At 71.7% G+C, this 26,982-nt stretch carries 29 protein-coding genes; 19 read left to right on the top strand and 10 right to left on the bottom strand.

Translation table 11 applies throughout. The features are described 5' to 3' along the window. The first annotated feature begins 7 nt into the window (after positions 1-7). The 6 genes from O7617_RS01595 to O7617_RS01570 all read left to right on the top strand — a co-directional run bounded on the left by O7617_RS01595 (position 8) and on the right by O7617_RS01570 (position 4,057). The gene (locus O7617_RS01595; RefSeq protein ID WP_282260985.1) at positions 8-829 is read left to right on the top strand and encodes a DUF1206 domain-containing protein; all 822 of its coding nucleotides are present in this window, start codon (positions 8-10) and stop codon (positions 827-829) included. Positions 830-912: 83 nt separating this feature from the next. Further along, complete coding sequence (locus tag O7617_RS01590; RefSeq protein WP_282260984.1) at positions 913-2,100, top strand: mechanosensitive ion channel domain-containing protein; 1,188 nt, start codon at positions 913-915, stop codon at positions 2,098-2,100. A 404-nt stretch (positions 2,101-2,504) separates the two neighbouring features. Next, on the top strand, positions 2,505-2,939 hold the full coding sequence (locus tag O7617_RS01585) for a phage holin family protein (RefSeq protein WP_282260983.1): 435 nt from the start codon (positions 2,505-2,507) through the stop codon (positions 2,937-2,939). After that, the gene (locus O7617_RS01580; protein WP_282260982.1) at positions 2,936-3,298 is read left to right on the top strand and encodes a DUF3618 domain-containing protein; all 363 of its coding nucleotides are present in this window, start codon (positions 2,936-2,938) and stop codon (positions 3,296-3,298) included. Before O7617_RS01585 ends, O7617_RS01580 begins: the two co-directional genes overlap by 4 nt. Beyond that, positions 3,295-3,567: a DUF4235 domain-containing protein gene (locus tag O7617_RS01575; protein ID WP_088990412.1), complete on the top strand. Its 273-nt coding sequence runs from the start codon at positions 3,295-3,297 to the stop codon at positions 3,565-3,567. Before O7617_RS01580 ends, O7617_RS01575 begins: the two co-directional genes overlap by 4 nt. Before the next feature lie 286 nt (positions 3,568-3,853). Beyond that, positions 3,854-4,057, top strand: a complete 204-nt coding sequence (locus tag O7617_RS01570; protein ID WP_030338233.1) for a cold-shock protein — start codon at positions 3,854-3,856, stop codon at positions 4,055-4,057. Between the two features lie 105 nt (positions 4,058-4,162). Here the strand turns inward: O7617_RS01570 and O7617_RS01565 are convergent, their stop codons facing one another. Both O7617_RS01565 and O7617_RS01560 read right to left on the bottom strand, forming a co-directional pair. After that, positions 4,163-4,357: a hypothetical protein gene (locus tag O7617_RS01565; RefSeq protein ID WP_282260980.1), complete on the bottom strand. Its 195-nt coding sequence runs from the start codon at positions 4,355-4,357 to the stop codon at positions 4,163-4,165. An 88-nt stretch (positions 4,358-4,445) separates the two neighbouring features. Further along, positions 4,446-5,429, bottom strand: coding sequence for an aldo/keto reductase (locus O7617_RS01560; protein ID WP_282260978.1), 984 nt, complete (start codon positions 5,427-5,429; stop codon positions 4,446-4,448). Positions 5,430-5,511: 82 nt separating this feature from the next. On the opposite strand from O7617_RS01560, the gene O7617_RS01555 reads away from it, so the two are divergent. Together O7617_RS01555 and O7617_RS01550 are read left to right on the top strand one after the other, a co-directional pair. After that, complete coding sequence (locus O7617_RS01555; RefSeq protein WP_282260977.1) at positions 5,512-6,333, top strand: trans-aconitate 2-methyltransferase; 822 nt, start codon at positions 5,512-5,514, stop codon at positions 6,331-6,333. Further along, entirely contained in the window at positions 6,330-7,352 is a 1,023-nt protein-coding gene (locus O7617_RS01550) for an adenosine deaminase (RefSeq protein WP_282260976.1), read from the top strand. The genes O7617_RS01555 and O7617_RS01550 overlap by 4 nt, the downstream gene beginning before the upstream one ends. Positions 7,353-7,584: 232 nt before the next feature. Here the strand turns inward: O7617_RS01550 and O7617_RS01545 are convergent, their stop codons facing one another. Both O7617_RS01545 and O7617_RS01540 read right to left on the bottom strand, forming a co-directional pair. Further along, complete coding sequence (locus tag O7617_RS01545; protein ID WP_282260975.1) at positions 7,585-8,985, bottom strand: HAMP domain-containing sensor histidine kinase; 1,401 nt, start codon at positions 8,983-8,985, stop codon at positions 7,585-7,587. A 29-nt stretch (positions 8,986-9,014) separates the two neighbouring features. Continuing rightward, entirely contained in the window at positions 9,015-9,704 is a 690-nt protein-coding gene (locus O7617_RS01540) for a response regulator transcription factor (RefSeq protein ID WP_282260974.1), read from the bottom strand. A 73-nt stretch (positions 9,705-9,777) separates the two neighbouring features. On the opposite strand from O7617_RS01540, the gene O7617_RS01535 reads away from it, so the two are divergent. Beyond that, positions 9,778-10,692: an ADP-ribosylglycohydrolase family protein gene (locus tag O7617_RS01535; RefSeq protein ID WP_282260973.1), complete on the top strand. Its 915-nt coding sequence runs from the start codon at positions 9,778-9,780 to the stop codon at positions 10,690-10,692. A gap of 93 nt (positions 10,693-10,785) precedes the next feature. Here the strand turns inward: O7617_RS01535 and O7617_RS01530 are convergent, their stop codons facing one another. Next, a complete protein-coding gene (locus O7617_RS01530) occupies positions 10,786-11,667 on the bottom strand; it encodes a DUF1775 domain-containing protein (RefSeq protein WP_282260972.1) in 882 nt (293 codons plus the stop codon). Positions 11,668-11,844: 177 nt separating this feature from the next. Here O7617_RS01530 and thrS point away from each other — a divergent pair, with 177 nt between their 5' ends. Further along, positions 11,845-13,854, top strand: coding sequence for a threonine--tRNA ligase (gene thrS / locus O7617_RS01525; RefSeq protein ID WP_282260971.1), 2,010 nt, complete (start codon positions 11,845-11,847; stop codon positions 13,852-13,854). A 44-nt stretch (positions 13,855-13,898) separates the two neighbouring features. On the opposite strand, the gene O7617_RS01520 is transcribed toward thrS, so the two are convergent. Beyond that, positions 13,899-14,627 carry a D-Ala-D-Ala carboxypeptidase family metallohydrolase gene (locus O7617_RS01520; RefSeq protein ID WP_282260969.1) on the bottom strand — a complete coding sequence of 243 codons (729 nt, stop codon included), beginning with the start codon at positions 14,625-14,627 and terminating at the stop codon, positions 13,899-13,901. 178 nt (positions 14,628-14,805) lie between these two features. On the opposite strand from O7617_RS01520, the gene O7617_RS01515 reads away from it, so the two are divergent. Further along, a complete protein-coding gene (locus tag O7617_RS01515) occupies positions 14,806-15,318 on the top strand; it encodes an HIT domain-containing protein (protein WP_282264604.1) in 513 nt (170 codons plus the stop codon). A 32-nt stretch (positions 15,319-15,350) separates the two neighbouring features. Here O7617_RS01515 and O7617_RS01510 read toward each other — a convergent pair whose 3' ends face one another. Continuing rightward, positions 15,351-15,833: a hypothetical protein gene (locus tag O7617_RS01510; RefSeq protein WP_282260968.1), complete on the bottom strand. Its 483-nt coding sequence runs from the start codon at positions 15,831-15,833 to the stop codon at positions 15,351-15,353. A 97-nt stretch (positions 15,834-15,930) separates the two neighbouring features. Here O7617_RS01510 and O7617_RS01505 point away from each other — a divergent pair, with 97 nt between their 5' ends. Beyond that, the gene (locus tag O7617_RS01505; RefSeq protein ID WP_282260967.1) at positions 15,931-16,989 is read left to right on the top strand and encodes an aldo/keto reductase; all 1,059 of its coding nucleotides are present in this window, start codon (positions 15,931-15,933) and stop codon (positions 16,987-16,989) included. Positions 16,990-17,003: 14 nt separating this feature from the next. Here the strand turns inward: O7617_RS01505 and O7617_RS01500 are convergent, their stop codons facing one another. Continuing rightward, on the bottom strand, positions 17,004-19,160 hold the full coding sequence (locus O7617_RS01500; protein ID WP_282260966.1) for an elongation factor G-like protein EF-G2: 2,157 nt from the start codon (positions 19,158-19,160) through the stop codon (positions 17,004-17,006). 251 nt (positions 19,161-19,411) lie between these two features. Here O7617_RS01500 and pgsA point away from each other — a divergent pair, with 251 nt between their 5' ends. The 7 genes from pgsA to O7617_RS01465 all read left to right on the top strand — a co-directional run bounded on the left by pgsA (position 19,412) and on the right by O7617_RS01465 (position 25,510). Then, positions 19,412-20,041 carry a phosphatidylinositol phosphate synthase gene (gene pgsA, locus O7617_RS01495; RefSeq protein ID WP_282260965.1) on the top strand — a complete coding sequence of 210 codons (630 nt, stop codon included), beginning with the start codon at positions 19,412-19,414 and terminating at the stop codon, positions 20,039-20,041. A gap of 46 nt (positions 20,042-20,087) precedes the next feature. Then, the gene (locus O7617_RS01490; RefSeq protein ID WP_282264603.1) at positions 20,088-21,020 is read left to right on the top strand and encodes a phosphatidylinositol mannoside acyltransferase; all 933 of its coding nucleotides are present in this window, start codon (positions 20,088-20,090) and stop codon (positions 21,018-21,020) included. Between the two features lie 57 nt (positions 21,021-21,077). Further along, positions 21,078-22,238 carry a glycosyltransferase family 4 protein gene (locus tag O7617_RS01485; RefSeq protein ID WP_282260964.1) on the top strand — a complete coding sequence of 387 codons (1,161 nt, stop codon included), beginning with the start codon at positions 21,078-21,080 and terminating at the stop codon, positions 22,236-22,238. Positions 22,239-22,319: 81 nt separating this feature from the next. Beyond that, complete coding sequence (locus O7617_RS01480) at positions 22,320-22,823, top strand: hypothetical protein (protein ID WP_282260963.1); 504 nt, start codon at positions 22,320-22,322, stop codon at positions 22,821-22,823. A gap of 134 nt (positions 22,824-22,957) precedes the next feature. Then, complete coding sequence (gene pdxS, locus O7617_RS01475; protein WP_282260962.1) at positions 22,958-23,875, top strand: pyridoxal 5'-phosphate synthase lyase subunit PdxS; 918 nt, start codon at positions 22,958-22,960, stop codon at positions 23,873-23,875. 7 nt (positions 23,876-23,882) lie between these two features. After that, a complete protein-coding gene (gene pdxT, locus O7617_RS01470; protein ID WP_282260961.1) occupies positions 23,883-24,485 on the top strand; it encodes a pyridoxal 5'-phosphate synthase glutaminase subunit PdxT in 603 nt (200 codons plus the stop codon). A 272-nt stretch (positions 24,486-24,757) separates the two neighbouring features. Beyond that, a complete protein-coding gene (locus O7617_RS01465) occupies positions 24,758-25,510 on the top strand; it encodes a YebC/PmpR family DNA-binding transcriptional regulator (RefSeq protein WP_088990395.1) in 753 nt (250 codons plus the stop codon). Positions 25,511-26,334: 824 nt separating this feature from the next. Here the strand turns inward: O7617_RS01465 and O7617_RS01460 are convergent. Both O7617_RS01460 and O7617_RS01455 read right to left on the bottom strand, forming a co-directional pair. After that, the gene (locus tag O7617_RS01460; RefSeq protein ID WP_282260960.1) at positions 26,335-26,613 is read right to left on the bottom strand and encodes a hypothetical protein; all 279 of its coding nucleotides are present in this window, start codon (positions 26,611-26,613) and stop codon (positions 26,335-26,337) included. After that, entirely contained in the window at positions 26,606-26,851 is a 246-nt protein-coding gene (locus tag O7617_RS01455) for a hypothetical protein (RefSeq protein ID WP_282260959.1), read from the bottom strand. The genes O7617_RS01460 and O7617_RS01455 overlap by 8 nt, the downstream gene beginning before the upstream one ends. Positions 26,852-26,982: the final 131 nt, after the last annotated feature.

Below are 26,982 nucleotides of genomic sequence, written 5' to 3'. Positions count from 1 at the left end.
TGACGCCATGTCACTCACCCGTAGCGCGCAAGCCACCGCCTCCCGAACGGCGGACAGCCGGTGGCTGGAACTCCTCGCCCGGGCCGGCTTCATCGGCTACGGCATCGTCCACCTCCTCTTCGCCTGGTTGGCGTTGCAGATCGCGTTCGGCACGTCGTCCGACGACGGCGACCAGTCCGGCGCGCTGCGTACCCTCTCCGAACAGCCCCTGGGTAAGTTCCTGGTCATCGCCGTCGCCGTCGGCCTGCTCGCGATGGCGATCTGGCAGGCGTTGGAGGCCGCCGGCGGGCACCGCGCCGAGCGGGGCAGGGAACGGGTCATGGAACGGGTCGCCTCGGCGGGCCGGACCGTCGTCTACCTCTACTTCGCCTGGACCGCCTTCAAGGTCTTCAAGGACGCCGGGTCGAACAGCGCCGACCAGCAGGAGGCGCTGACCGGAAAGCTGATGACCTCCAGCGGTGGCCGTTGGCTGGTCGGCCTGGCCGGTCTGGTGCTCGCCGCGATCGGCATCGGCCTGGTCATCTACGGTGCCCGCAAGAAGTTCGAGAAGCACCTGAAGACCGGTGAGATGAGCCCGAAGACCCGCCAGTCGGCCCGCCGACTCGGCATGGCCGGCTACATCGCCAAGGGCGTCGCGTACGGCATCGCCGGTCTGCTGGTCATCGTGGCCGCGGTCAACTACGACCCGGAGAAGGCCCGTGGTCTGGACGCCGCGCTGCACACCCTGCGCGAGCAGTCGTACGGCATGTTCCTGCTGACCCTGGTCGCCCTGGGCATCGCCGCCTTCGGCGTCTACTGCTTCCTCCAGTCCCGGTACCGCAAGGTCTGAGCTGGTCGATAGCACGGACATCGGGCACTCTTGGGCTTTTGCCCGGAGTGCCCGACGTCTGATCGAAGGGAAGCAACGGAGCCGTGCAGAACTATCTCGAAACGGCCGTCGCCACGCTCGTCGCGGCGGCGGTCGCTCTCCTCCTGGTCGAGGTCGTCCACCGGCTGACCCGGCGTTTCGGCCGTCGGTCGCAGCTGCTGACCGAGTTGACCGACCACGCGCACCGACCGTTCCAGGTCGCCGGGACGGTCCTCGCCGTGCAGTTCGCCGTGCGCTTCAGCACCGGGTACGCGGTCGGCGAGAGCTGGCGTCGCCTGGTGCTGCACCTGCTCGTGCTCGCCGTCATCGCCACGGTGGCCTGGTTGGTGGCCGCGCTGCTGGTCGTCGTCGAGGACACCGCGCTGGCCCGGTTCCGGGTCGACGTACCGGACAACCGGCACGCCCGGCGGGTCCGGACCCAGGTGGTGATGCTGCGCCGGCTGACCATCGCGGTGATCGTCATCCTGACCATCGGCGTGATGCTGATGACGTTCCCGAGCGTACGGGGCATCGGCGCGGGTGTGCTGACCTCGGCCGGTGTGGTCGGTGTGGTGGCCGCCCTCGCCGCGCAGAGCCTGCTCGGCAACGTCTTCGCCGGCCTCCAGCTCGCCTTCAGCGACGCCGTCCGGCTCGACGACGTGGTGGTCGTCGAGGGGGAGTGGGGTCGCATCGAGGAGCTGACCCTGAGCTACGTGGTCGTGCAGATCTGGGACGACCGGCGGTTGATCCTGCCCACCTCGTACTTCACCAGCAAGCCGTTCCAGAACTGGACGCGCACCGAGTCCGCGGTGCTCGGCACCGCCGAGTTCGACGTGGACTGGGCGGTGCCGGTGCAGACCATGCGCGAGGAGCTTCGCCGCCTCGTCGAGGGCACCGAGCTGTGGGACGGGCGGGTCTGCGTCCTGCAGGTCACCGACGCCACCGGCGGGATGGTCCGCGTCCGCGCGTTGGTCAGCGCCGCCGACGCGGGCAGTCTGTGGGACCTGCGGTGCCTGGTGCGGGAGCACCTGGTGGCCTGGATCCGGGACAACCGGCCGACCTCGATGCCCCGGATCCGTACCGAGCTGGGCGACTCCACCAGCAACCTGCCCTGGCAGTGGGTGCAGCCGCGGCGGCCGGTCCGCCGCCGCCCCGACACCGAAGCGCCCGACGATGCCCGCGTCTTCGGCGGCAGCGACGACGGCGACGCCCGAAGCGAAGCCTTCGTAGGCCCCGAAGAAACCCGCCCCTGACCCCCACCCCCACCCGGCCCCCCTTGAAGGGGCCCGCGCAAGTTCGGTGATGTTGCTGCCTCCGAAGCGCTCGAGGCAGCAACATCGGTGATGTTGCGCGGATCTTGGGCGCGGGGCCGGGCCCGGCCGGGTGCGGGCCCGGGCGGGTGCGGGCCCGGGCGGGTGCGGGTCGGCGGGGGTGCGGGCGTGGGGCCGCGACACCCGGCTCTGGTCCGTTGCGGGAGGTTTGGTCGGGCTTGGGTGGGGGATGTGCTGCCGGACGTCTCTGCCTCGATCACCGCATCAACCGGCGTGTCCGCGGCGCGGCGTCCCGACAAGGGGCACGGTCGGGCGCTCGGCGCGCTTTAGGATTGACGGGCGGCGACTCCGGGCATACAGCGCGGTGATGAGGAAAGGAGGACAGCATGGCTGACGTGGCGAACGCCCGCACATCCCACAACGGGAGCGAGCCCTCCACCGCCGAGTTGGTGCAGCGGGCCACCGAACAGGTCTCCCGCCTCGTGCGGGACGAGCTGGCGCTGGCCCGAGCGGAGTTGACCCAGAAGGGCAAGCACGCCGGCATCGGCCTCGGCCTCTTCGGCGGCGGCGGTGCCCTGGCGTTCTTCGGCCTGGGCGCGTTGGTCGCCACGGCGATCCTGCTGCTCGACCTGGTGTTGCCCGCCTGGGCCGCCGCGCTGATCGTCGCGGTGGCCTGTTTCCTGGTGGCCGGCATCCTCGCCCTGGTGGGCAAGAAGCAGGTCAGCCGTGCCGTTCCGCCCGTGCCGGCGGCGACGGTCCGCAGCCTCCGGGCCGACGTGGACACTGTCACGGCCGCGGTGAAGGACAGGGGGCGGCAATGACCGGCAACGGGACCGGCGACACGGAGGCGCTCCGCGAGGAGATCCGTCGCACCCGGGTCGAGTTGGGCGAGACGATGGAGGCGTTGGCCGCCAAGGCCGACGTCAAGGCGCGTTTGAAGGAGTCCGCCGGGCAGGCGAAGGAGCGGATGCGCGAGCAGGCGGCACAGACCGTCGCCCGGGTCCGCGGGCAGGCCGTGCGGGGCGCCGGAATGGCGCGGGCACAGGCACACCAGAAGGGTGGGCTGGTGCGCGACAAGGGTGAGTTGGTGCGCCGCAACCCGGTGCCGTGGGCGGCCATCGCCGCCGGTGCGGTGGCGACCGTGGTGGTGTTGATGATCGTGCGGGGGAGGCGTAGGTGAGCAAGAGCATCAGCCGGGTCGCGTACCGGCCGGTCGGCGTGTTGTTGGGTATCGCCGCAGGCACGGTGGCCGGGGCGATCTTCCGGCAGGTCTGGAAGGTCACCGCGGGCGACGGCGAGGCGCCGAACGCGACCGACGAGGATCGCGGCTGGGGCGAGATCCTGGCCGCCGCGGCGCTGCAGGGCGCGATCTTCGCGGTCGTCCGGGCCGCCGTGGACCGAGGTGGGGCGGTCGGCGTACGCCGGATGACCGGCTCCTGGCCGGACTGACCACAGCGACTTCAGCCCTCTTCCCGCATTGATGGGAAGGGGGCTTTCGCATGGCTTCGGACGCCACCCAGCGGATCTGAGGCATCCGTCAGGTCACATGTCGGAGAAATTCGTCGGGAAGGTCGTGACAGACTTTTTGCGTACGTGATTTGCTGGTCCACGCTGTTGAGAGATGGCGTGGGTTGAGAGAAGTCTCCTTCGTGGGGCCGCCTCAGGCGCCGCTGCTCGAAAACGGCCAATCGGCCGGACGGCGTGCACGGCCACCAGTTTTTAGAGGGAGATACACATGGCTCAGGGAACCGTGAAGTGGTTCAACGCTGACAAGGGCTTCGGCTTCATCACCGTCGATGGTGGGGGTGCTGACGTGTTCGTCCACTTCTCGGCCATCCAGACCAGCGGCTACCGTTCGCTGGAGGAGAACCAGCGGGTGGAGTTCGAGATCGCTCAGGGTCAGAAGGGCCCGCAGGCCGAGCAGGTTCGTCCCATCTGAGTGAGACGGCCGGCCCCCGCCGGCCAGTGGGACGATCCGGCCAGGGTCGTTGAAAGCCCTGCACCCCTCTTGAGGGTGCAGGGCTTTTCCACGCGTTCGGGTTGCTCAGCTACGGCGACGTGAGCGCAGACCGAACCAGAGCACCACCAGCCCGGCCAGCGACACGAGCGGGCCGAGCACTGCCCAGATCCTCTGCCCGGTCATCAGGCTGCCGGTGACGTAACCGAGGCCCTGTACCGTCCACACCGCACCGACCACGACGGCCAGCAGACCGAGGGTGAGTGGAAGCCAGCCCCTCATCGATTCCCCTCTCCGCTGCCCGAGGCAGCGCGCCGCCGTCCAGCATCGCCGGTCGTGCGGCGCGATGCGAGCACCCCGGGTGCGTGGGTCACCACCGGTCGTGCACCTGCGGGCGGATCAGCTCGTCGTAGACCTCGCGTACGGCGGTCAACTGGTCGTCGGTGAGCGGCGACAGGGCCGCCGTCGCGGCGTTGCGCCGGGCCTGGTCGGCGTCGCGGGCACCGGGGATGACCACTGTGACGCCCGGCTGGTCCAGCACCCACCGCAGCGCGAACTGCGCCATCGTGCGGTCCGCGTCGACCAGCGGCGCGAGCCGGCGTACGGCGGCGAGCCCCTGCGCGAAGTCGACCCCGGAGAACGTCTCGCCGACGTCGAAGGCGGCGCCCTGCCGGTTGTAGTTGCGGTGGTCGTCGGCGGGGAACTCGGTGTGCTCGTCGTACCGTCCGGAGAGCAGGCCGCTGGCCAGCGGCACCCGGGCGATGATGCCCACGCCGGCGTCCGCGGCGGCGGGCAGGACGCGCTCCAGCGGCTTGTGGCGGACCGCGTTCAGGATGATCTGGACGCTCGCCACGCCCGGCCGGGCGATCGCGGTGAGGGCCTGGTCGCAGGTCTCGACGCTGACGCCGTACCCGGCGATGGCCTTCTCGGCGACCAGGGTGTCCAGCCCGTCGAAGACCTCGTCGGAGGAGAACACGGCGGTGGGCGGGCAGTGCAGCTGGACCAGGTCCAGCGTGTCCATTCCCAGGTTGGCCCGGGAACGGTCGGTCCACTGCCGGAAGTTGGCCAGGGTGTACGCCTCCGGCCGCTGCTCGACGCGGCGGCCCATCTTGGTGGCGACGGTGAGCCCGGCGTCGGGTCGGGAGCGGAGGAAACGACCGATCAGTTGCTCGCTGCGGCCGTCGCCGTACACGTCGGCGGTGTCGAGGAAGGTCACTCCGGAGTCCACGGCGGCGGTGAGCACCGCCATCGCGTCGGCCTCGCTGACGGTGCCCCAGTCGGCGCCGAGTTGCCAGGCCCCCAGGCCGACCGCGCCGACGGTCCGGCCGAGCCGGGTGAAGCTGCGCTGTTCCATGCCCCGAGCCTAGTGATCGGGTTGCCGAGGTGCCACGCGAGCCGTACCGTAAAAAAAGACGGACGTACGGTTTGGAGGCGAGATGTGGGATCCGACGACCTACCTGCGCTACGGCGACGAGCGGTCCCGGCCGTTCCACGACCTCGTCGCACGGATCCCCGCCGCGCGACCCCGGGCCGTGGTCGACCTCGGCTGCGGCCCCGGCCACCTCACCGCCACCCTCGCCGAACGCTGGCCGACGAGCCGGGTCATCGGCCTGGACTCCGCACCCGAGATGATCGACCGGGCCGCCACCCTGGACGCTCCCGTCGACTTCGCGGTCGCCGACCTGCGCGACTGGCGTCCGACCGGCGACGAGGACGTGGTCGTCAGCAACGCCGCCCTGCAGTGGGTGCCCGGCCACCAGGAGCTGCTGCGCCGCTGGGCCGCCGAGCTGCCCGCCGGGGCGTGGCTCGCCATGCAGGTCCCCGGCAACTTCGAGGCTCCGTCGCACCGCGCGCTCCGCGAGGTCGCCGACCGGCCCACCTGGCGCGGTGCTGTCGCCCCGCTGCTGCGCGCGGACCCCGTCGACGACCCGACCGACTACGCGGCGCTGCTGACCACCGCGGGCTGCGCGGTGGACGCCTGGGAGACTACCTACGTGCACCTGCTGCCGGCTCGGCCCGCCGCCGAGCACCCGGTTCTCACCTGGATGGAAGGCACCGCGCTACGCCCGGTCCGGGCCGCGCTGGACGCCGCCGGCTGGTCGGCCTTCCGGGCCGAGCTGGGGGTACGGCTCACCGCCGCGTATCCGGCGCGGCAGGGTCAGGTGTACTTCCCGTTCCGCCGCGTCTTCGTCGTCGCCCACACCGGCGACCATGACCTCGTCGCCCACACCGGCGACCATGCACAGGAGAACCCGTGACCGATCTGACCACCTTCATCGCCGGCCTGCCCAAGGTGGAGCTGCACGTGCACCACGTCGGCTCCGCCTCGCCCCGGATCGTCGCGGAACTGGCCGCCCGCCACGAGGGGCGCACCCCCGTGCCGGCCGACCCCGAGGCGCTCGCCTCCTACTTCGAGTTCCGCGACTTCGCGCACTTCATCGAGGTGTACCTGAGCGTGGTGGACCTCATCCGGGACCCGGAGGACGTCTGGATACTCACCCACGAGGTGGCCCGGGAGCTGGCCCGCCAACAGGTCCGCTACGCGGAGCTGACCATCACCCCGTACTCGCACGTGCGACGGGGCATCCCCGCGCCGGCCTTCTGCGAGGCCATCGAGGACGCCCGCCGGCGCGCCCTCGCCGACTTCGGCCTCGACCTGCGCTGGTGCTTCGACATCCCCGGCGAGGCGGGTCTGCCCGCCGCCGAGGAGACGCTGCGCATCGCCCTGGACGAGCGCCCCGACGGGCTGGTCAGCTTCGGCCTGGGTGGCCCCGAGATCGGCGTACCCCGGCCGCAGTTCCGGCCCTACTTCGACCAGGCCCGCGCGGCCGGTCTGCACTCCGTCCCGCACGCCGGGGAGACCACCGGGCCGCAGACGATCTGGGACGCGCTGAACGAGCTGGGCGCCGAGCGCATCGGGCACGGCATCTCCGCCGCCCAGGACCCGAAGCTGCTGACCTACCTGGCCGAGCGGCAGATCGGGATGGAGATCTGCCCGACGTCCAACGTACGGACCCGGGCGGTCGCCGACCTCGACGAGCACCCGCTGCGCCAGCTCGTGGACGCCGGGCTGCTGGTCACCATCAACTCCGACGACCCGCCGATGTTCGGCACCACCCTCAACGACGAGTACGCGGTGGCGGCCCGACTCCTCGGGGCCGACCGCGAGGGCCTGGCCGGGCTGGCCCGCAACGCGGTGAGCGCATCCTTCCTCGACGCCGCCGGCAAGCAGCGGATCACCGCCGAGATCGAGGCGTACGTCGCCACCGCGCGCTGACCCGACGCGACCCGGTCGACGGGGGAGAGCAGGGCGCGCGGCGGGAGCGTGGGTGTGGGGGGACCTGAGACTCCCGCCGCGCGCGCGGCTTCACCGGCCGTGGGTGCATGGTGCGCTCGACCGGTGAAACTGGTGGGTTCGTGCTCTGATCCTGTCAGCCCGCAGGCGTTCCAGCTCGGTCGTTAACCGCGATCTAAGGAAGACTTGCATCGGGGCACAACCGGCCCGCCGGTCACTCGTCGGTGGGGCGCTGGCGGGGCCAGCGACGGCCGCTGGCCTTCGTGTCCCGGGCGTCGCGGGCCATCCGACCGACCAGGCCGAAACGGCTCACCTGCCGGGGCGTCGCCTCCGGATCGGCCAGCAGCATCACCACACTGGCCCCGCCCAGTCGCGCGCGGTCGATGCTCACCGAACCGTTGGCCTGCAACGCCACCCGCTTGGCGATGTCCAGACCGAGCCCGGTCGAACCCTGGTCACTGGCGCCCCGGCGCAGCGCCCGGTCCGGGTTGGCGATGCCCGGTCCGGCGTCGTCGACCCGGATCGCCACGTACCCGTCCCGCCGCGACACGGCCACCTCGAACGCGGTGCCCTGCGGGGTGTACCGGAAGACGTTTCCGATCACCGCGTCCAGCGCGGCGGCCAGCTCGGCCCGCGGCACCGGGGCGGGGATGCGCAACTGTGCGCCGTTCACCCGGTGTGGCCGGTTCTGGTCGCCGGCCAGCGCCGCCCAGAACACCATCCGGTCCCGGACCACCTCGCTGACGTCGCACATCGCCGGCCCGGCCTCGTGCGCCACCGCCTTGCGGGTGGTCTTGATCAGCACGTCGATCTCACCCTCCAGGGTGACGATCGCCTGCCGGATCCGCCGGATGCCGCGAAGCCGATCCAACTCCGCCGGACTGAACGAACCCACGCTGGTGTCGTCGGACTCCAACGCCTCCGCGTCCAACCGCAACACCGTCAACGGGGTACGCAGACGGTGCGACAGGTCGGCCACCAGCTCCCGCTCGTCGGTGCGGGCCGCGTCGAGGCGGTCGGCCATCCGGTTGAAGGCGTACCCGGCCTCGGCCAGTTCGCGGGGACCGGTCGGCTCGACGCGTACCCCCGCATCGCCGTCGCCCACGGAGAGCGCGGCCTTGACCAGACCCCGGGTCGCGTCCACCGCGCGGGCGGCGACCCGATCGACGACCAGCACCGCCGCTCCGACCATCGCCGCGCCGACCGCGAACAGGAGCAACCAGGTGCCGCCGCCCTCGCCCAACGTCGAATCCGGCAGGAACACCTCGACCACCGCCGTCCGGTCACCGAGGACCACCGGGTCGAGCCGCACCACGCCGCCGTCGACGTCGACCACCAGCGACCGCTTGTCGGCTCGGGCGCGGTCCAGGTCGCCGCCGCCGGCCCGACCGGCGGACTCGTCCAACCCCAACCCGTGCACCACGGGACGGGTCGGGGCCCCCTCGGCGCTGGCCACCACGGCACGCTCGACGACCGCCGGATCGGTGCTCACCGCGAGCGCGCCGGTCACCAACGCGCTGCGCCGAGCCGCGTCGGCGATCGCCTCGTCCCTGCTCTGCTCCCGCAGGCTGAGCCCGAGCGGGATCAGGAAGGCGAGCGCGACGAGACTGCACATGCCGGCCGTGAGCAGGGCCAGCGCCGTCCTCAGTCCGGCGCCACCAGCCGGAACCCGACCCCCCGCACGGTGCGCAGGTAGCGCGGCTTCGCCGCGGACTCGCCCATCTTTCTGCGCAGCCAGTACAGGTGAACGTCGATTGTCTGGTCCTCGCCGACCGATGGCTGCCGCCATACCTCCTCCAAGAGTTCCCGGCGGGACACTACCCGCCCAGGTCGCGCGGCGAGATACGCCAGCAGGTCGAATTCCTTGCGGGTCAGCGCCAGTGGCTCCCCGTCGAGCTGGGCGCTGCGCTCGCCCACGTCCACCCGCAGCCCGCCGACGCTGTGCACCGCCGGCTGCACCGCCCGGCTGGCCCGCCCGGCCCGGCGCAGCACCGTGGTGATCCGCGCGTCCAGGTGCGCCCCGGTGAACGGCTTGACCATGTAGTCGTCGGCACCGGCGCGCAGCAGTTTGACGACCGACTGCTCGTCGTCGCGGGCCGTCGCGATGATGATCGGGACATCGGTGATGCCGCGCAGCATCCGCAGCGCGTCCGAGCCGTCCAGGTCCGGCAGGCCCAGGTCCAGGACCACCAGGTCGGGTGTCTCCGCGGCGACCCGACGCAGCGCGTCCAACGCCGTACCGACGGCGTGCACGGCATGCCCCCGGTCGGTGAGGGACCGCAGCATCGCGCCGCGTACGACGTGATCGTCTTCGACCAGGAGCACGGAGGCCACGACAAGACCGTACTTGGCCTGGCAAGTTGATCGCGTTGCGACGTGCCTGAGGAGCGGGCAAGCTGGTACGACGATGTTCTTCACGCTGTTCGTCGATGCCCGCCTGGCGCTCGCCCGGGACAGCCTCGCCGGTCTCTCCACCGGTGACGCGCTCGGCGAACGGTCCGCGTCGTCGGCGTCCGTCGATCTCGCCGAGGGCGCACTGCCGCCGGCTCCCTGGCGGTGGACCGACGACACCGAGATGGCCTGCTCGGTCCTCGCCGCCCTGGTCGACGGCGGCGACATCGACCGGGACCGGCTGGCCCTGGCCTTCGCCGAACGTCGCGACCCCCGCCGGGGCTACGGCGACGGCGCCACGGAGATCCTGCGGCTGATCCACGGCGGCACCCCATGGCCGTTGGCCGCCGCCTCCGCCTTCGACGGGCAGGGCTCCTGCGGCAACGGCGCGGCGATGCGGGTCGGCCCGCTGGGCGCGTACTTCGCCGACTCGACAGCCCGAGCCGCCGCGCAGGCCCGCGCCTCGGCCGAGGTGACGCACGCGCACCCGGAGGGCATCGCGGGGGCGGTCGCGGTCGCCGTCGCCGCCGCGCTGGCCGCCCGGTCCCGCCTCGACGGGCACCGGCCGGCCCCGGAGCGGCTGCTCGCCGGGATCGCCGCCGCGCTCGATCCGGGCACCGAGGTGCACCGGAGCGTGAACCGGGCCGCCGGGCTGCTCGGCCGGCCACTGACCAGCGTGGTGGCGGCGCTGGGCAACGGCTCCCGGATGACCGCCCAGGACACCGTCGGCTTCACCCTCTGGGTGGCCGCCACCCACCTCGACGACTACCCGGCGGCGATCCGGACGTGCGTACGGGCCGGCGGTGACGTGGACACCACGGCCGCCATCGCCGGTTCGGTGGTGGCTGCCCACACCGGCGTCGGCACCCCGGGCGGCGTGCCCGAGCCGTGGCTGGCCGCCCGCGAACCACTACCGCCCTGGGCGCCCTGACGGCCATGGCGTCGTGGCGTGATCGACTCGGGTTTCCGGAAGTCGGGCTGTCCACGCGACCTGGATGCCGCGGTTTCCGGAAACCCGAGTCGATCAACGAGAAGCAGGCACCGCCTCCGCCGGGGTCGCGGTCTCGGCGGTGCGGCCGGTGACCTCGGCGAGGGTGGGGAGTTCGTCCGTGTTCCCGGTCACCTCGGCGAGTGCGGCGGCCTCGTTCGGGTCGCGCCGACGCCAGCGGCTGATCAGCCAACCGATGGCCGCGCCGCCGCCGAGCCCGGCGAGCAGGCCGGCGGCCAGCATCCCGTCGGCGCTGCCGGACTCCTCGTCGGCGCCGCCCGCACGATCCGCCGGGCCGCCGTCGACACCGCTACCCGGATCGGCGGGCGCACCGGCGGCCGGGGCGCCGTGGCCCCCGCCGTGGGCGGCCGGTCCGGCGCCGGGGAGCGCCGGCAGCAGGGTCAGCACCGGGGCCCGGTGCGGGCCCGTGGCGTCCGCCCACCGGACGGCCGTGCCGTCGGCGTACGTCTGGACCACCTCGAAGGTGAGCCGCTCCGCCTGCGGCATCGGTCCCATGGACAGCGCCAGGCGGGCCGGACCGGGGCCGCCCTCGCCGACCCGGACCCAGGTCACCGCCGTGGTCACCGTGCTCACCCCGGAGGAGTGGATTCCGGCCAGCGGCTTGTCGAGGGTGCGGGAGCTGAGCCGGGGCGCCCAACCGTCCACCGACATCGGGTAGACCTCGGCGATCGGCGCGTCGGCCGGCAACCGGATCTCGATCTGCTTGGTCTTCGTGCCGGCGCGCTCCTCCGGCACGGTGAACTCGAGGCGTACGGCGTCGCCCTGCCGAACCTCGGTCGGGGTGGTCGTCACGTCCGCCGCGTCCGCCGTGCCGGACCAGAACAGCAGCCCGGCGGCGGTCAGCGCGGTCACCGCCGCGATCCGCCGTCGACGCTCGCCGCCGTGCGTGCTCGCCATCTCGTGCCCCCATCCGTCTCCGCGCGGCCGGCACCGGTTTTCCGGCCACACCTGGTAGTTCGGCTGCGAGGCGCGAAAGGTTCAACGCGAGCCGTCCGGAAGGCGGCGACGGCGCGACCGATAGCATCGGCAGGAGCCGAGGATCGGCACCGTTTCGTACCGCTTGGAGGAGTCATCGTGTCCGCACCCCGTACCCCCGCCGTGGCCGACCCCGTCGTCGTCGCCGCCGGGACGACGGCGGCCGACGCGGTGGCCGCGGCCGGACTGCCCGCGAACGGCCCCAAGGCGATCGTCGTGGTCCGCGACCCGGAGGGTCAGCTGCGTGACCTGGACTGGGCGCCGGCCGAGGAGACCGTCGTCGAGCCGGTCAGCCTGGACTCGCCCGACGGGCTCAACGTGCTTCGCCACTCCACCGCGCACGTCCTCGCCCAGGCCGTGCAGGACGTCTTCCCCGAGGCCAAGCTGGGCATCGGCCCGCCCATCGAGAACGGCTTCTACTACGACTTCGACGTCGACAAGCCGTTCCAGCCCGATGACCTCAGCAAGCTCGAGAAGCGCATGCAGGAGATCATCAAGTCCGGGCAGCGGTTCCGCCGCCGCCGCTTCGGCAGCCTGGACGAGGCGCGCTCCGAGCTGGCCGACGAGCCGTTCAAGCTGGAGCTGATCGAGGTCAAGGGCGAGGGCCTGGACACCGACGAGGTCATGGAGGTGGGCGGCGGCGAGCTGACCATCTACGACAACCTCGACGCCAAGGAGGACAAGGTCTGCTGGTCGGACCTGTGCCGGGGCCCGCACCTGCCGACCACCCGCCTGATCGGCGCGTTCAAGCTGATGCGGTCCGCCGCCGCCTACTGGCGGGGGTCGGAGAAGAACCCCCAACTACAGCGGGTGTACGGCACCGCGTGGCCGACCCGGGACGAGCTCAAGGCGTACCTCAAGTTGTTGGAGGAGGCCGCCCGGCGCGACCACCGCAAGCTCGGCGCGGACCTCGACCTGTTCAGCTTCCCCGACGAGATCGGCTCCGGCCTGGCGGTCTTCCACCCCAAGGGCGGGATCATCCGGCGGGAGATGGAGAACTACTCCCGGCAGCGGCACGAGGCCGCCGGGTACGAGTTCGTCAACACCCCGCACATCACCAAGGCGCAGCTGTTCCAGACCTCCGGTCACCTGCCGTACTACGCGGACACCATGTTCCCGCCCATGCAGCTGGAGGGCGCTGACTACTACCTCAAGGCGATGAACTGCCCGATGCACAACCTGATCTTCAGGTCGCGCGGGCGGTCGTACCGTGAGCTGCCGCTGCGGATGTTCGAGTTCGGCACCGTCTACCGGTACGAGAAGTCCGGCGTCGTGCACGGCCTCACCCGGGTCCGGGGTCTCACCCAGGACGACTCGCACATCTACTGCACCCGCGAGCAGATGGCCGGTGAGCTGTCCACGCTGCTCAGCTTCGTGTTGGACCTGCTGCGTGACTACGGCCTGGACGACTTCTACCTGGAGTTGTCGACCCGGGACGACTCGCCCAAGTTCATCGGTGCCGACGAGGACTGGGAGGAGGCCACCGAGGCGCTGCGGACCGCCGCCGCGACCTCCGGCCTGGAGTTGGTGCCCGACCCGGGCGGCGCGGCGTTCTACGGGCCGAAGATCTCCGTTCAGGCCCGCGACGCGATCGGCCGGACCTGGCAGATGTCCACCATCCAGGTCGACTTCAACCAGCCGGAGCGCTTCGGGTTGGAGTACCAGGCCGCCGACGGCAGCCGCCAGCGACCCGTCATGATCCACCGGGCGTTGTTCGGGTCGATCGAGCGGTTCTTCGGGGTGCTCACCGAGCACTACGCCGGGGCGTTCCCGGCCTGGCTGGCGCCGGTGCAGGTGGTGGGTATCCCGATCCGCGAGGACCACACCGACTACCTGCACGGTTTCGTGGCGGCGCTGCGCGCCGAGGGTGTCCGCGCCCAGGTGGACGCGGGTGACGACCGGATGCAGAAGAAGATCCGTACGGCGCAGCAGCAGAAGATCCCGTTCATGGTCATCGCCGGCGACGACGACGTGGCCGCCGGGACGGTCTCCTTCCGCTACCGCGACGGCTCGCAGCGCAACGGCGTACCGGTCGCCGAGGCGGTGACCCACATCCTCGACGTGGTCGGCTCCCGCACCAACATCGGTCCGTCCGCCGCCGCAGAGTAACGCCCCGGTGCGTGCCCGGCCGACCGGCCGGGCACGCACCGGCGTCAGATGCCGCAGTTCGGCGCCGACCAGCCGCCTACCGCCGCGACGTGCGTGTGGTCGTTGTGGTCCGGGTAGCCGGGGCCGAGGATCTGGCCGAAGCCGTGGTAGCGGGCCTGCTGGGCCAGTCGGCAGAACGACGGTGACCCGACCAGGTCGACCCCGTCGCCGTACAGGTGTCGGCTGTTCGACGCGCCGCCGACCGCGCTGTTGCAGGCGTAGCTGCGGAAGCTGCTGCTGATCACGATCGACACGTCACCGAGGGCGTGCCGCATGGCCTGGAGCTTCCACATCGAGACGAGCGCGTTGGCGCGGGCGGTGCTCGCCGAGACCGCGCCACCGGACCAGTCGCTGTTGCACTTGTTCAGCTCGGCGTAGCTGAAGTTGGCCGGTGTGCAGTCGTCGTCCTGGAGGGCGTAGAGCCGGTTGTACGTCTGCGGCCCGGCGATCCCGTCCGCGGGCAGCCCGTACGCCTGCTGAAAGCGGATCACCGCCGACCGGGTGGCCGGGCCGAACGCGCCGTCGAGGCCGAGCACCGCGCCGTAGCCGGGGTAGCCGGCGACGCGGATCTGGAGTTGCCGGACGTCCTCACCGGATGCCCCCTGGGACAGGGTCCGGCCCCAGGTGTAGCAGCCGTCCGCCTGGGCGGCGCCGGCGGTGAGGGTGATGCCGGCCACTGTGGTGGCGGCGGTCAGGGCGAGTGCCGCGAGGAGCCGGCCGAGCCGTCGGATCATGTAACCCTCCATCAACGCATGGAAGTTTCTGGATGCATGGAATCTTCAGGTCTTGCTATTGATCCGTCAAGAACTTGCAGGGTGACGTTTTCCCGTCCGACAGGTGTCGCGGCGCGCCTCAGGTGCTCCGTAGGATCGGCTCGTGACAGGGGAGGAACAGCACACGGACATCGGCGGCATGGCGGACGGCCTGGAGCGGCTCTGGACGCCACACCGGATGACCTACATCTCCGGCGAGGACCGCCCGGCCGAGGGCTACGAGAAGCCGACCGGTTGTCCGTTCTGCCGGGGCCCCGAGCTGCCGCCGGAGGAGAGCCTGGTGGTGGCCCGCGGCGAGCACGTCTTCGTGGTGCTCAACCTCTATCCGTACAATCCAGGGCATCTGCTGGTCTGCCCCTACCGGCACGTCGCCGACTACACCGACCTGGACGTGCCGGAGACCACCGAGCTGGCGTCGTACACGCAGACCGCGATGCGGGTGATCCGCAAGGTGAGCAACGCCCACGGCTTCAACCTGGGCATGAACCAGGGCGGGGTGGCCGGTGCGGGCATCGCCGCACATCTGCACCAGCACGTGGTCCCGCGCTGGGGCGGCGACGCGAACTTCATGCCGGTGATCGGCCGCACCAAGGTCCTGCCGCAACTGCTGCACGACACCCGCGACCTGCTGGCCCGCGCCTGGCCGTCCTGACCGTCGGCGACACGCCGGGCCCGCGCCGCCCGCTAGTCGGCGCGCAGCAGCGGGGTCAGCTCCGGCCAGCTCTCCACCCGGTGTACGAGCGGCAGCAGCGCCTCGCGGGCCGCGACCTCCGCCGGGCGGGGCCGGAACAGGTAGCGGTGCGGCACCGAATCCAGGTAGCCGAGCACCTCCAACTTGTCGTCCACGAAGTGGGTCAGCCCGAGGCGCTCGGCGATCGGTGCCTTGTCCGGCCGGGTACGGCAGAAGTGAACCCGCTCGACCGGGATGCCGGTGCGCGCCGGGAAGTCATGGTGGGCCAGCCACTCCCGGGTGCGGCGCTCGGTGGTTTCCCCACACTTGGAGACCAGATGCACCTCGTCGAACTCCGGCCCGAGCGCCGCGAGCGCGTCGAACGCCCCGTCGACCACCGGCGTACGCAGGTAGTGCGCCCCGAAGAACGAGGTGTCGGCGTCCTCGTCGGCCGGCTCGATGATCACTCCGCCGACGTCCACACCCAGCCTCCGCATGCGGCCGATCATGCCGTACCGGTCGGTCGGCTCGCACGCGCGATTCCGGCCCCGGGATCTGCTACGCCCCCGTCCGTGGAGGTGGCACGATCGGCCGATGGCAGTCACGACACGGACGTTGGGACGCAGCGGCATCGAGGTCAGCGCCCTCGGCATGGGGTGCTGGGTGATCGGCGGCCCGTGGGCCGAGGGCACCCAACCGCTGGGCTGGGGTGCGGTCGACGACGACGAGTCGGTGCGTACGGTCCGCCGCGCGCTCGACCTGGGCGTCACCCTCTTCGACACCGCCGACACGTACGGCGCCGGGCACAGCGAGCGGGTCCTCGGCCGGGCGCTGGCCGGTCGCCGGGACGAGGCCGTGATCGCCACCAAGTGGGGTTACACCTTCGACGAGGCGAGCCGACAGGCCACCGGAGAGGACGCGTCGCCCGCGTACCTGCGGAGGGCCGTGACCGACTCGCTGCGCCGGTTGGGCACCGACCGGATCGACCTCTACCAGCTGCACCTCGCCGACCTGTCGGTGCCCCGCGCGCAGGCGCTGATCGGCGGTTGCGAGGAACTGGTCGCCGAGGGCCTGGTCCGGGCGTACGGGTGGAGCACCGACCGTGCCGACCGCGCCACCGCGTTCGGGCACGCCGCCGCCGGCGCCACCGCCGTGCAGCACACCCTGTCCGTGCTGCGGGACGCCCCCGAACTGCTCGCCGTCTGCGACAAGTACGACCTGGCCAGCGTCAACCGGGGCCCGCTGGGCATGGGGCTGCTCACCGGCAAGTACACGGCCGGGTCGACCCTGCCGCACGACGACGTACGCGGGCTGGCCCCCGGGTGGTTGGAGTGGTTCCGTGGTGGTCGGCCCGCGCCGGAGTGGCTGCGTCGGGTCGGCGCGGTCCGGGCGGCGCTCACCGCCGACGGGCGCACCCTCGCCCAGGGAGCGCTGGGCTGGATCTGGGCCCGCAGTGGCCGCACCATCCCGATCCCCGGTTGCCGTACGGTCGCCCAGATCGAGGAGAACGCCGCCGCGCTACACCGGGGCCCGCTGCCGGCGGACCAGTTCGTCGAGGTGGAACGCCAGTTGGCGGCGCTGCGCACGGCGGCGCTACGCGACGCCGACCGCCCGCACTGGCCCCCGCCCACCCACCCCACCGTCCATCCCTGACCCAAGCCCCGGGGTCAGGGGGTTTGTTCCTTGCGGATCTGGTCGGCCAGGTGGGCGGGCATCGGGTCGTGGCGGACGAAGTGACGGCGGAAGGTGCCGGTGCCGGCCGTCATCGAGCGCAGCTCGACGGCGTAGCGCAGCAGTTCGCTGGCCGGCACCTCGGCGCGGACGAGGGTACGGCCCTCGGCGTCCGGGTCCGGTTCGGTGCCGAGCACCCGGCCCCGTCGGCCGGAGAGGTCGCCCATCACCGTGCCCACCGAACCGTCGGGCACCCGGATGGTGACCTCGTCGATCGGCTCCAACAGTGCCGGCTGGGCCCGCTCGGCGGCGTCGCGCAGGGCCAGCGCGCCGGCGGTCTGGAAGGCCGCGTCGGAGGAGTCGACGCTGTGCGCCTTGCCGTCGACCAGGGTCACCCGCAGGTCCACCACCGGGTGACCGGCGACGAGGCCGCGTTCGAGCTGGGCGCGGATGCCCTTCTCCACGGAGGGGATGTAGTTGTGCGGCACCGCCCCGCCGACGACCCGGTCGACGAACTCGAAGCCGCCGCCCCGGGGCAGTGGCTCGACCTCGATGTCGCAGACCGCGTACTGGCCGTGGCCACCGGACTGCTTGACGTGCCGGCCGTGCCCCCGCGCGGGCACCGTCAGCGTCTCGCGCAGCGACACCTTGACCGGCTCGGTGTCCAGCTCGACGCCTCCGGCGCGGAGCCGGTCGAGCACCACGTCGGCGTGTGCCTCGCCCATGCACCAGAGGACCAACTGGTGGGTCTCCGGGTTGCGCTCCAACCGCAGCGTGGGGTCGCCCGCGACCAGGCGGGCCAGGTTGCGGGCCAGGGCGTCCTCGTCGGCGCGGCTGTGGGCGACGATCGCCACCGGCAGCAGCGGTTCCGGCATCTCCCAGGGGGCGATCAGCAGCGGGTCGGTCTTGGCCGAGATGGTGTCGCCGGTCTCGGCGCTGCCCGACTTGGTGATCGCGCAGATGTCGCCCGCCGCGCAGAGCGGCACCTCGCGAAGGGTGGCGCCCAGCGGGGTGTAGATGTGCCCGACCCGCTCGTCGGCGTCGTGGTCGGGATGCCCGCGTTCGGCCATGCCGTGCCCGGAGACGTGCACCGTCTGGTCGGGTCGCAGCGTGCCGGAGAAGACCCGGACCAGCGAGACCCGGCCGACGTGGCGGTCGACGGTGGTCTTGACGACCTCCGCGACGAGCGGCCCGGCCGGGTCGCACGTCAACGGCGGACGCGGTGACCCGTCCACGCCGGTCACCGCCGGCAGCTCGTGCTCCAGCGGCGAGGGGAACGCGGCGGTCAGCACCTCCAGCAGCACGTCCAACCCGACGCCGGTCTGGGCGCAGACCGGCACCACCGGGTAGAAGTGACCTCGGGCGACGGCCTTCTCCAGGTCCTCGATGAGCACCTCGTCGCTGATCTCCTCGCCGTCGAGGTAGCGGTCCATGAGGGTCTCGTCCTCGCTCTCGGCGATGATCCCCTCGATCAGCTCGTCGCGGGACTCGTCGATGGCCCGCTGGTGTTCCGGGTCGGGGGCGCGGACGTCGGCGGGCAGCCCGGCGCTGTAGTCGAAGACCCGGCGGGTGATCAGGCCGAGCAGACCCTCGGTGGACACGCCGTCGTCGCCGAGCATCGGCAGGTAGAGCGGCATCACGTTGTCACCGAAGAGGCGTTGGCAGAGCGCCACCGTCTCGTCGACGTCGGCGCGGGGCTGGTCCAGTCGGGCCACCGCGACCGCGCGGGGCATGTCGACCGCCGCGCACTCCTCCCACAGGGCGACGGTTGCGGCGTCCATGCCGCCCGCGGCCGAGACGACGAAGAGCGCGGCGTCGGCGGCCCGCAGCCCGGCGCGCAGCTCGCCGACGAAGTCGGCGTACCCCGGGGTGTCCAGCAGGTTGACCTTGATGCCGTCGTGCAGCAGTGGTGCGCAGGACAGGCTGACCGAGCGTTGTTGGCGTACCGCGGCGGGGTCGTGGTCGCCCACGGTGGTGCCGTCGACCACGGAGCCGGCCCGGCCGATCGTGCCCGTCGCCGCGAGCAGGGCCTCGACGAGTGTCGTCTTGCCCGCTCCGGAATGCCCGACGAGCACCACGTTGCGGACCCGCTCGGGTCGGGTCATGACCGGCGCGCCGCCGGTGGAACCCTTCTCCTGATTTTTCTGCGCCATCGGGCGCACCTCCCTCAGCCGGTGGTGGGTGGCGACCGCCGCGCGAGGTGGAAGCGGCCCGGGGCGAGAGCGCGGCGATATCCTCCGGTGGTCTGCTGCACAGCGGGAACGGGACGGGTTGACGGGTGAGCTGGCTCACCCCCTGGCTCGATCTCACACCCGTTGTCGGACAGGCACAAGCCTCTCGCGGGCGGGTCGCCGGGACCGTCCGTATCGGCGGAGCTGGGCGGACCGTTATCGTGGGGACCGCCATGGCGAAGATCTTCCAAGTGTCGGCCCGCGCGGGGATGACCCGCGTCGTCGAGCCGATTGCCCGTGCCCTTCTGCGCGCGGGCGTCACCCCCAATGCCGTCACCGTCACGGGCACCGTCGGTGTGCTCGTCGGCGCGCTCGGCTTCGGTGCGCGCGGCCACCTGGTCGCGGGCGCGTTGATCGTGACTCTGTTCGCGTTGACCGATCTGCTCGACGGGACGATGGCCCGGATGAGCGGCGGCTCCACCCGGTTCGGCGCGTTCCTCGATTCGAGCATGGACCGGGTCGCCGACAGCGCCGTCTTCGGCGCGGTCGCGTACTGGCTGGCCACCGAGGGCAACCACTCGGGGGTCACCGCCGCGCTGGTCTGCCTGGCCGCCGGGAGCCTGGTCTCCTACGTGAAGGCACGCGCCGAAGGGCTCGGCATGACCTGCAACGTGGGCATCGCCGAGCGCACCGAGCGGCTGCTGATCGTCGGCGTCGGCGGCATCCTCACCGGTGTCGGTGTGGAGCCGGCGCTGGAGATCGCGCTCTGGCTGCTCGCCGCAGTGTCGATCTTCACGGTGGGGCAGCGGATGACGCACGTCTACCGCCAGGCCCGGCAGCTCCAGCCGGACGGCCAGGCGTGAGGGGCCCGGTGACGGCCCGGTGCCGGACGACCGGCGGCCGGGCCGCGTGAACCTCACCGAGCTGGGCTACGTCGCCGGCTGGCGGGTGGTCCGCGCGCTACCCCGGCCGCTGGTGGCGGCGGTGTTCCAGGCGGGCGCCGACCGCGCCCACCGCCGTGGCGGCGGGGGTACGGACCGACTGCGCGCGAACCTGCGCCGGGTGGTCGGGCCGGAGCTGCCCGACGCCGAGCTGGACGATCTCGTCAAGCGTGGGTTGCGCTCCTACGCCCGGTACTGGATGGAGGCGTTCCGGCTGCCGTCGTTGAGCCGGACGCAGATCCTGTCCGGCTTCCGGCTCGACGGCGCGGAGCTGCTCGCCGCCGACGTGGCCGCGGGCCGGGGCGCCGTGGTGGCGTTGCCGCACGCCGGCAACTGGGACGCCGCGGGGGCCTGGGTGGCGGCCACCGGTTGGCCGATCACCACGGTCATGGAGCGACTCAAGCCGGAGGGCGTCTACGAGCGTTTCATCGCCTTCCGGGAGAGCCTGGGGATGGAGATCCTGCCGACCCACGGCGGACCGCGCCCGGCGTTCGAGGTGCTGCTGGACCGGGTACGCGCCGGTGCCGTGGTGCCGCTGCTGGCCGACCGGGACCTCTCCGCCCGTGGCGTGGAGGTGGACTTCTTCGACGGGAAGACCCGGATGCCGGCCGGGCCCGCACTGCTCGCGTTGCACACCGGAGCGCCGCTCTACGTGGCCTCGATGTGGTACGAAACGGACGCGGCCTGCGCGTCGCTCGCCGGCCCGCTGCCGGTGCCGGGGCCCGAGGCGGGGCCCCTGGACCAGCGGGTCCGATCGCTGACCCAGCTGATCGCCGACCGTCTGGCGGCGGGTATCGCCCGGCATCCGGAAGACTGGCACATGTTGCAGCGGATGTGGCTGGACCAGCGGAGGGCGGGGGACGGCACGGTGCTGCCCTCGTCGGCCTCCGGTCCGGCCTAGGGCGTGGTGGGCACGGTGGGTTGGTGTCCCACGATCACGGACAGGGGGCGGTGACGCATGCGGATCGGCATCGTGTGCCCGTACTCCTTCGACGTGCCCGGCGGTGTGCAGAACCACGTGATGGACCTCGCGGAGGCGCTGATCGCGCTCGGTCACGAGGTCAGCGTGCTCGCCCCGGCCGACGAGGATTCGCCGCTGCCGCCGTACGTGGTGTCCGCGGGCCGTGCGGTGCCGCTTCCGTACAACGGCTCGGTGGCCCGGATCGCGTTCGGCCCGGTCTCGACCGCTCGGGTCCGTCGGTGGATCACCAACGGTGACTTCGACGTGCTGCACGTGCACGAGCCGCTCACGCTGAGCCTGTCGCTGCTGGCCGTGCTCTCCGCTCGGGGTCCGGTGGTGGCCACGTTCCACACCGCGATGACCCGTTCGCGGGTGTTGGCGGCGGCGCAGGGTGTGCTCCAGATCGTGTTGGAACGGATCACCGCCCGGATCGCGGTCAGCGCGCTGGCCCGCAAGGTGCAGGTGGAGCACATGGACGGCGGCGCGGTGGAGATCCCCAACGGGGTGGCGGTGGCCAAGTTCGCCGACGCCGAGCCGTTGCCGGGCTGGCCGGGGGAGTGTGCCCCGGGCACCGGCGGCACGCTCGGCTTCCTGGGCCGGTTCACCGAGGCGCGCAAGGGCTTCCCGGTGCTGCGTGACGCGTTCGTGGCGCTGGCACCCACCCGGCCCGGGTTGCGGTTGCTCGTCGCCGGCCCGGGTGACCCGGACGACCTGTACGACCAGTTCCCGGCCGAGCTGCACGAGCGCGTCACGTTCCTCGGCCTGGTCACCGAACCGGACAAGGCACGCATGCTGCGCAGTGTTCACCTCTACGTGGCGCCGAACACCGGTGGCGAGTCGTTCGGCATGATCCTCACCGAGGCGTTGGCCGCGGGTACGACGGTCGTCGCCAGCGACCTGGACGCGTTCCGGCGGGTGCTCGACGGTGGGCGCGCGGGCCGGCTCTTCCCCACCGGCGACCCGGCGGGGCTGCGCGACGCGGTGACCGAGCTGTTGGACGATCCCGCCGGGCGGGCCACGCTGACCGCCTGCGGGGATCAGGTCGTGGCGAATTTCGACTGGCCGGTGGTTGCCCGCCGTGTTCTGGAGGTATACGCAGCGGCGATCGAGGCAACCGACGGGCGGGTCATCGACCAGGAATGGGTGGGGCTGGGCTGACCGCTGTGACGGACGGTGCGGCGGTGACCGGTCTCCCGGCCTGACCGCACCCACTCGGAACCGAAACGGAGCAGCACTACGATGCCGCACATGTGGTGGGTGGTGGCCGCGAGCGTGGTCGTCGGGCTGGTCGCGGCGTACCTCGTCTGGACGGCCGGCCGGGTCGACAGGTTGCAGGGTCGCGCGGAGCTGGCGGCCCGGGCACTCGACGCCCACCTGCTGCGCCGGGCGGCGGCGGCCGCGGTGCTGGCCGAGCGGCGGTTCGGCGTCGAGCTGTACGCGGCGGCCCGGATCGCCCTGGACGCCGGCCCGGACGAGCGTGAGGCGGCGGAGAACGACCTGACCCGGCAGTTGCGTGCCGTCCAGTTGGATCCGGACGATCCGGACTGCGGGGCGGTCATCGCGGCCAGCCGCCGGTTGGCGCTGTCTCGGCAGGTGCACACCGATCTGGTCCGGGACGCCCGCTCGGCGCGTAGTCGGCCGCTGGTGCGGTTGTTGCGGATGGGGCGGGGCCGGGAGTGGCCGCGCTACTTCGACATCGACGACCCGACCCTGACGGTGCCCGCGGACGTCCCCGCCACCTGACCCGGCCTCGCGCGGGCCGGTGATCAGTGCCACAGGGCAGGCCACCGGGGGTCTGATTGGCTGTCGGTGCGGCGTTGCAGCGCACGTAGCATTTTCGCTGCCACCCCCGGAGCCCGTCCAAGGAGCGTTGACCCGTGCCCGAAAACACCGCCTCGAACACCGGTACCGCCCCCGTCGTCGGCTCGGCCCGCGTGAAGCGTGGCATGGCCGAGATGCTGAAGGGCGGCGTGATCATGGATGTGGTCAACGCCGAGCAGGCCAAGATCGCCGAGGACGCCGGCGCCGTCGCGGTGATGGCCCTGGAGCGGGTGCCCGCCGACATCCGCGCGCAGGGCGGGGTGTCCCGGATGAGCGACCCCGACATGATCGACGGGATCATCGAGGCGGTGTCCATCCCGGTGATGGCCAAGGCCCGCATCGGCCACTTCGTGGAGGCGCAGATCCTCCAGTCGCTCGGCGTGGACTACGTCGACGAGTCCGAGGTGCTGACCCCGGCCGACTACGCCAACCACATCGACAAGTGGGCCTTCACGGTGCCCTTCGTCTGTGGCGCGACCAACCTCGGAGAGGCGCTGCGCCGGATCACCGAGGGTGCGGCCATGATCCGCTCCAAGGGTGAGGCCGGCACCGGTGACGTCTCCAACGCCACCACCCACATGCGAAGGATCCGCCAGGAGATCCGTCGGCTGTCCTCGTTGCCGGCCGACGAGCTGTACGTCGCCGCCAAGGAGTTGCAGGCCCCGTACGAGCTGGTCAAGGAGGTCGCCGAGAGCGGCAAGCTGCCGGTGGTGCTGTTCACCGCCGGTGGGATCGCCACCCCGGCCGACGCCGCGATGATGATGCAGCTCGGTGCGGAGGGTGTCTTCGTCGGCTCCGGCATCTTCAAGGCCGGCAACCCGGCCCAGCGGGCCGCCGCGATCGTCAAGGCCACCACCTTCCACGACGACCCGGACGTGCTGGCGAAGGTCTCCCGTGGCCTCGGCGAGGCCATGGTCGGCATCAACGTCGACGAGATCCCGCAGCCGCACCGCCTGGCCGAGCGGGGCTGGTGACCGACGGATGGCCGTACCCGTGATCGGTGTTCTCGCTCTTCAGGGTGACGTCCGTGAGCACGTGGCGGCGTTGGCCGCGGCGGGCGCGGACGCCCGCCCGGTGCGTCGTCCGGCGGAACTGGACGCGGTCGACGGCCTGGTGATTCCCGGGGGCGAGTCCACCACCATCAGCAAGCTCGCTGACATCTTCGAGATGCGCGAGCCGATCGACAAGCGGATCGCCGACGGCATGCCGGTCTACGGGTCCTGCGCCGGCATGATCATGTTGGCCACGGCGGTGCTGGACGGCCGACCCGACCAGCGCGGCTTCGCGGGCATCGACATGACCGTGCGGCGCAACGCGTTCGGTCGGCAGGTCGACTCGTTCGAGGCCCCGGTGGAGATCACCGGGGTGCCGGGGGAGCCGTTCCACGCGGTCTTCATCCGAGCGCCCTGGGTCGAAAGGGTCGGTGCCGGTGTCCAGGTCATCGGAACGGTGACCGGTGGCCCGGCCGCCGACCGGGTCGTGGCGGTCCGGCAGGGCAACCTGCTGGCCACCTCGTTCCACCCGGAGTTGACCGGTGACCTGCGGGTGCACGCGTACTTCGTGGATCTGGTGCGGGCCGCCTGAGCGGTCGGGCGGGGTCGCCCTCCGACCGGCGGGGCATGTTCTCCGGCCCCGGTTGGTTGTCCCATGGGTCGCCGGCGGCACCCCGGCGGCACCCCGGCGGGTGCCGGATGTGACACGCCCGGGTGTGACCTCGGTAAGATTGCCGCGGTTCGGCAGGGCCGTCGCCCGGCGCGGCAATTCCCGCGGAGCCGACCGGCCGCCGGACCGCCCGATGCGGCGCGTCATCGGTGCGGCAGTCGATGCAGGCGTGGAATGACAGACGGAGGTAGAAGATGTCCGGCCACTCAAAGTGGGCGACGACCAAGCACAAGAAGGCCGTCATCGACGCCAAGCGCGGCAAGATGTTCGCCAAGCTGATCAAGAACGTCGAGGTGGCCGCACGGACCGGTGGTGGCGACCCCTCCGGTAACCCGACTCTCTTCGACGCGATCCAGAAGGCGAAGAAGAGCTCGGTGCCGAACGACAACATCGATCGCGCCGTCAAGCGCGGCTCCGGCCTGGAGGCCGGCGGCGCCGACTGGCAGACGATCATGTATGAGGGGTACGGCCCGAACGGCGTCGCGATGCTGATCGAGTGCCTCACCGACAACCGCAACCGGGCGGCGACCGAGGTGCGCACCGCGCTGACCCGCAACGGCGGCTCGCTGGCCGACGCCGGCTCGGTGTCGTACCTGTTCTCCCGCAAGGGCGTGGTGATCGTCCCCAAGGAGGGCACCAGCGAGGACGACGTGATGATGGCCGTCCTCGACGCCGGTGCCGAGGAGGTCAACGACCTCGGTGAGGCGTACGAGGTGGTGTCCGAGCCGACCGACCTGATCGCGGTCCGCACCGCCCTGCAGGACGCCGGCATCGAGTACGAGTCGGCCGAGTCCTCCCTCATCCCCAGCATGAACATTCCGCTGGACGAGGAGGGCGCGCGCAAGGTCTTCAAGCTGATCGACGTGCTGGAGGACTGCGACGACGTGCAGAACGTCTACGCGAACTTCGACGTCAGCGACGACGTGATGGCGGCCGTCGACGCCTGAGGGCGATAGCCACCTCCATGATCCACACCAGGTCGGCGATATCGCGGTATCCGAGGCCCCGGGATACCCAACATCGGCGAAACCGAGTCGATCAACCGCGCAGACGATGCAGGTTTGCACTTGGCCCCAGGGGCGTGCAGACCTGTATTTTCTGCGCGGTTGATCCGAATTGCCCGGCGTGAGCGTGTCCGGGGCAGGAGGTCTGCTGGTCCCGACCCGGGCCAAGTGCCCCCTGCTGCCCATCGCCTGGTGCGCGGACAACTTTTGCCGGGCGCGACGCCTACTCTCGCGCCGCAGACGGAACACTGACTCTGAGGGCCATTCGCGGACTCCTTCGGGGATTCGGTAATCCGGGTGAGGATCCGCCTCCGGTTCACGGCCGGGGCCGGATGCCACTGTCACACGGGGGCAGATCTTCGTGCCGTCCGCGCAGTTGATCCGCAGCGTGGACGGCGACAGGTGCACTCCTGGGTACCCGCACGTCTCCCACGTCGTGAAGACGGATGGGCGCGCGTAGTCGAGTAGCTGTGTGGCGAACGCGAGCGTTCGGGTCGCCCGCTGCGTAGGCGGGGGCATCCCCGCCGGGGGTGGCTCCGGAGCCGGAACGGGGCGTGGCTCCTCGGCAGCCCACAACAAGGCGAACGAGCCAGACCGATACATGACTTTGACGCCGCGGGTCACTGCCCACCCGGACTGGTGTCCGCGCCGTAGCGCGTCACCGCCGTGATGTCGGGGTGCTCGCTGGCACTGATAAGCGCCGCGATCGCATCTAAGGCTTCGGTCACCTGAACGTATCGACTCCATTTTCCGCACGTCAGGGCAGCTCAGCGGGCGCGAATCAGTCTAGGTGTGGGCGAGGGCGCCGCCCTCGCCCGCCTCGCCTGGCCGGCTGACAGTCTTCGTAGCCCGGCCGGCTGCACGAGAACGGTTCGGCGGGCGACAGCGTCGCCCTTGCGGTTCACCTCGTAGCCGTCCAGCCAGGCCCAGTCGTCGTAGGTGGGCCAGTCGAGCATCCTGATGACGCGGAAGGTGATGGGTCGGATGAACTGGATCGACGCGGCTCGGGTGACGTGGAGAACATCGCCAGCTTTGAAGTCAGCCACCGGCAACCGTCCCGAGGTCCACGGCATCCGGCTCAAGCCGTGCTGGCGGGTTGTCCCGGAGAGCCTGCACCCGGATCGATACCGCGCGTTCTTGGAACGCCCTACCGTCGGGCCACAGCTCCACGCCGTGGAGTTGCACCCACTCAAGGGCCAGCAGGTCGGCGTTTCTCGGGACGTGAGTGACCCGCAAGTGGAGCCGATCACTCCCGAAGCAGTAGTCGGCCGGGCTGATGCTCAAGACGTCACCAACAGCGACCAGGGGCCAACGTGCGGGTAGGGCAGCGGAAAGGTCATCGCTCACCGCGTGTTCCGCCGCATCTGCCTCGTCCGGTGTTCCCCGGCCGTGTGAGTAAGGGCCGCTGCCGTAGG

This window comes from Micromonospora sp. WMMD1155 (genome assembly GCF_029581275.1).
In the GTDB taxonomy this organism is placed as follows: domain Bacteria; phylum Actinomycetota; class Actinomycetes; order Mycobacteriales; family Micromonosporaceae; genus Micromonospora.
This window is presented reverse-complemented; position numbering and strand designations above follow the sequence as displayed.